The organism is Acidimicrobiia bacterium (assembly GCA_016650365.1).
In the GTDB taxonomy this organism is placed as follows: Bacteria; Actinomycetota; Acidimicrobiia; order Spongiisociales; family JAENVV01; genus JAENVV01.
In genome coordinates, this window is record JAENVV010000212.1 from 1 (window position 1) to 4,126 (window position 4,126).

Genomic DNA, 4,126 nt, shown 5'->3' on the forward strand with positions numbered 1-4,126 from the left:
AACCGGGGACTGACATCGGGCAAGCTCGCCGTTGATCAGGCGAACATCTCCTTCATCCATTCGCTCCAGGCGCACCTGCCTGACCTGGAATTGGTTGACGGCGATACGGTGATGCAAAAGGCTCGATGGCTTAAGACGGATCTCGAAGTGGCGATTATCGAGGAGGCCTGCGCGATTGGCGACTCGGTGACCCAGCGAGCTCTCGATGAAGCCAAAGCGGGTCGGCGTGAACTTGAGATTGCCGGCGATGCCATGCAGACGTTGTTCTACCTGGGTGGGGAAATGGCTCACGTCACGACGCCCTTTGTGGCGTCGGGCGAGCATATGTCGCCCCCCCATCGACTCGCCACCGACAAGATCGTGCGCAACTCGGACCTCGTGTTCATCGACATCGGTGCGATGTGGAATGGGTACTTTTCCGATATCGGCCGAACGACCATCGTGGGAAAGCCGTCCAAGGATCAGAAGAAGATCTACACGGCAGTGTACGAAGGACTCATGGCCGGGATCGACAAGATGCGACCGGGAAACACCAACCAGGACTGCGCCGACGCCATCATCAACAAGGTCGGCGACTACGGCCTGGCCGACCATCTGTTCTCATTGTTCATCGGGCATGGAATCGGGATGGGCGCCAATGAGCCACCGTACATCGGCGAAACCTTGCCCGGCTCAACGGTCTATGAGTTCCAGCCCAACCAGGTGTTCGCGGTCGAGCCACTCGTGTGGGTGCCAGACGTTCGGGGCGGCGGCGGTGTTCGCATCGAGGACATGGTGCTCATCACCGACGGCGACCCCCATCTGCTGTCGCGGGTGGAGTACGAAGAGAAGTTGATGTTGTAGAGGCGCTCCGCCGTTAGTCGACGATGGCCACGGCGCGGGTCGGTCCACCGTGGGCTCCAACGACCTTCAGCGGGAAACCAACGAACGTGAACTTCGTACCGACGACTTCGGTGAGAATCAGGTTCTCATAGTGGGTCTTCTTCTCGTACCGGCACATGAGGTGGACCGGGTAGATCTTCGATGTCGGGTTGTCCGGGGTTGGTGAATCGACGCCGAACGTCTTGATTCCCTTATCGACGATCCACTTGGCGCCAGACTCGCCGAGTCCGGCGAAGTTGGTCAGGTATTCGTTGGTCGCGGCGTACTTGTCATAGGTGCCGGTGTAGAAAAAGCAGTGATCCCCGGGATTGATCGTGAGGCCGGACGCGGCCAGGGCTTCGTCGAGGTGCTCGGCCGTGATGTCGGTCATCTCGGGAACATGGGACACATCAAGGCAGACTGCCGGACCGTAGAACAAGTCGAGGTCCATCTGGTCGATCGTCAGCGCGTTTGGATCGGGATCAAGATGCGAGAACGAGTCGACGTGGGTCGGTCCGTTGTCGTTGAGCATGAAGCCCAGTGTTTGAAACGAGAACTCGCTGTCGAATCGGGGAGCGGTCTCTTCGTGGGTCACATGTTGGAAGGTGACCGTTTTGAGGTGGCCGGGGTACACCTTCATTGTCTCGTAGATTGGCTGGGATAGATCGATGAGTCGTGGCATGGCGCTCCTCCTGATTAGTACATGACGACACCGGAGTTGACGTTCAGGTCGGCTCCGGTGATTGATGCAGCTTGTGGCGACGCCAGGTAGACGGCGGCGTCAGCGATGGCTTGTGGTGAGGTGAGTTGACCAAGCGGTGATTCGGCCTCGAATTCTCTGCGCACGGCATCTGCGTTGATGCCACGAACCTTCGCTTGTGCGGCGATAACCCACTCGATCCTTGGTCCGGCTACGAATCCGGGCGAGATCAGATTCACCCGGATGTTGTGTGGTCCAGCCTCGAGCGCCAGGGTACGGGTGAGACCGATGAGGGCCGCCTTGGTCGAGGTGTAGGCGGTCCGTCCGAAAAGGGGCCGCTTGCCCGAGATTGATCCGATGATCACGAACGAACCTGACCCACCGTGGATCATGTGGGGGATGGCCGCCCTGGCAGTCAGGAATACGCCCTTGACGTTGACCTCAAAAGCCGAGTCCCATTCGTCGGGGTCCAGTTCCCAAAGAACTCCGCTCGGACCACCGACTCCTGAATTGGCGACGACCACGTCGATCCGTCCGAAGCTCTCGACGGTTTTGGCCATCGTGTACTCGACGCTGGACGCCTCGGTGACGTCGGTGGCGAGCACCAGGGCTTCTCCGCCTGCCATGCGGATGTCCTCGGCGACTCGTTCGAGATTCTCCGTGTTGCGGGCGGCCAGCACCACGGCATCGCCAACCGAGCCGAAGGCGTTGGCGATAACTTCGCCGATCCCCTGGCTCGCTCCTGTAACCACGGTGACGCGCCGTTCGTCAGTCACGGATGTACTCGATGATGTCAGGGAAATACTCGGGGTTGAGTCTTAGCCGGGCGCTCACCGCGTGGCCCATCATGAGTTCGGCATCAGCCACGACCGCCGAATGCTCAGCCACCATGTACGAACCCTCCGGAGTGCAACGCGAGGTTGTGACGGTTTTGAGGAACTTGCCGACCCACAAGCCGCCGGTGTAGCGGGCCGCCTTCTTGGTCGGCAAGGTGTGATTGGTTCCCATGGCTTTGTCGCCGTAGGCCACCGTCGAATGCGTGCCGATGAAAAGACCGCCGTAGTTGGTGAGTCGTTCCACGAACCAGTCGGGATTGCGGGTGTGAACCTCGAGGTGCTCGGGGGCGATCTCATCGGCCACCCGTCGTAACTCCTCGTCGTCATCCACCACGATCACCGTCCCGTAATCGCGCCACGACCGGCTGGACATGTCAGCGGTCGGCCAGGTTTCGAGCCATCGATCGACCTCCCGGATCGTTTCGAGGCCAATTTCCTCGGACGTCGTTGCGAGGATCCCGGGCGAAGTTGGGCCGTGTTCAGCCTGTCCAAGTAGGTCGCAAGCCAGGATGGCGGGGTCAGCCGTTTCGTCGGCAATGATCATGATCTCGGTCGGCCCTGCCAGTAGATCGATTCCGACTTTGCCGAACAGTTGGCGCTTGGCCTCGGCCACGTAGGCGTTTCCAGGGCCGGCGATCATATCGACGGGTTCGGCGTCCTCGATCCCAAAGGCCATTCCGGCCATGGCCTGAACGCCCCCGACGCAGAAGATTTCGTCGGCGCCTGACTCAACCATCGCCCACAGTTGCGGCCCATGCATGCCGTTCTGGTCGCGGGGAGGGGCCGTGGCCAGGACCCGGGGGACGTCGGCCACCTTGGCGGTTGCCACCGTCATGACAGCCGAAGCAATCAAGGGGTAGTAGCCGCCAGGGGAGTACGCCCCGACATTGCCGATCGGGATCCATTTCTGGCCGAGGAGGACACCCGGAAGTGTCTCCGTCTCGAAATCGGTGAGGGTGGCTCGCTGGAGCCGGGCAAAATTGGTGACCTGGTCGATGAGGAACCGGGAACTCTTCTCGACGTTTTCGTCCATGGCGTCGTAGGCCCGCTTGATGGTCGCCTCCGATACCCGGAACGACTCGGGTGACCACTTGTCAAAACGTTCTGAGTAGCGCCGGATGGCCGTAGTACCTTCCCGCTCGACGTCGAGCAGAATTTGGCTCACGGTATCGCGAATTTCCTGGGTGACTTCCTCAGTGGGTGGGAGCGGTTCTTTCAAATAACGCACAGGGCCTCCGGTGGAGATGAAGCCAAACTTACATGACCTATGTGACGCATCAAGATGCCCGCGCCGCTAAATCCCGAACAATCTGGCGGCGTTGCCCCCCCGGATCGCTTGTCGCTCGTCGTCGGTGAGCCCTTCGACGCTGTCGATCAGGCCGTTCGGGTCGGTTTCCGCCATGTCGAACGGGTAATCGGTCCCGAGCATCACCCGGTCGGAGCCGACGATTTCGATGAGGTGACGCAGGTAGGTCGGTTGGAACACCATCGTGTCGTAGTACAGGCGTTTCATGTAATAGCTTGGAGCATGATCGGGGATGTGGACCCGCGTTTCGGGACGGACCTTCCAGGTATGGTCGGCGCGCGATGTGTAGAACGGCTGGTAGCCGCCGCCGTGGAGCAGGATGAGCTTGAGATCGGGTAGTTCTTCGAACAATCCGGAGAAGATCATCCGGGTTGAGGCGACCATCGTTTCGAGAGGGTTCCCGATGCAGTTGGTCAGGAAGTA

The 4,126-nt window shown here is 60.3% G+C and carries 5 protein-coding genes; 1 reads left to right on the forward strand and 4 read right to left on the reverse strand.

What is annotated here, in order from left to right:
* On the forward strand, positions 1 to 843 hold an 843-nt coding region (locus JJE47_12860; protein ID MBK5268315.1), incomplete at its 5' end, for an aminopeptidase P family protein.
* A gap of 13 nt (positions 844 to 856) precedes the next feature.
* On the opposite strand, the gene JJE47_12865 is transcribed toward JJE47_12860, so the two are convergent.
* From JJE47_12865 to JJE47_12880, 4 genes are all read right to left on the reverse strand, one after another.
* Positions 857 to 1,543, reverse strand: coding sequence for a cyclase family protein (locus JJE47_12865; GenBank protein ID MBK5268316.1), 687 nt, complete (start codon positions 1,541 to 1,543; stop codon positions 857 to 859).
* Positions 1,544 to 1,557: 14 nt separating this feature from the next.
* Positions 1,558 to 2,337 (reverse strand): SDR family oxidoreductase, encoded by a 780-nt coding sequence (locus tag JJE47_12870; protein ID MBK5268317.1) that lies wholly within the window; start codon positions 2,335 to 2,337, stop codon positions 1,558 to 1,560.
* Positions 2,330 to 3,625, reverse strand: coding sequence for a histidinol dehydrogenase (gene hisD, locus JJE47_12875; GenBank protein MBK5268318.1), 1,296 nt, complete (start codon positions 3,623 to 3,625; stop codon positions 2,330 to 2,332). Before hisD ends, JJE47_12870 begins: the two co-directional genes overlap by 8 nt.
* A gap of 66 nt (positions 3,626 to 3,691) precedes the next feature.
* Positions 3,692 to 4,087, reverse strand: a complete 396-nt coding sequence (locus JJE47_12880; GenBank protein MBK5268319.1) for an amidohydrolase — start codon at positions 4,085 to 4,087, stop codon at positions 3,692 to 3,694.
* Positions 4,088 to 4,126: the final 39 nt, after the last annotated feature.

What these genes read in the sequence shown, in the direction of transcription:
- JJE47_12865 (MBK5268316.1), bottom strand. Translation starts at nt 1,543, where the DNA reads ATGCCACGACTCATCGATCTATCCCAGCCAATCTACGAGACAATGAAG.
- JJE47_12880 (MBK5268319.1), bottom strand. Translation starts at nt 4,087, where the DNA reads ATGGTCGCCTCAACCCGGATGATCTTCTCCGGATTGTTCGAAGAACTA.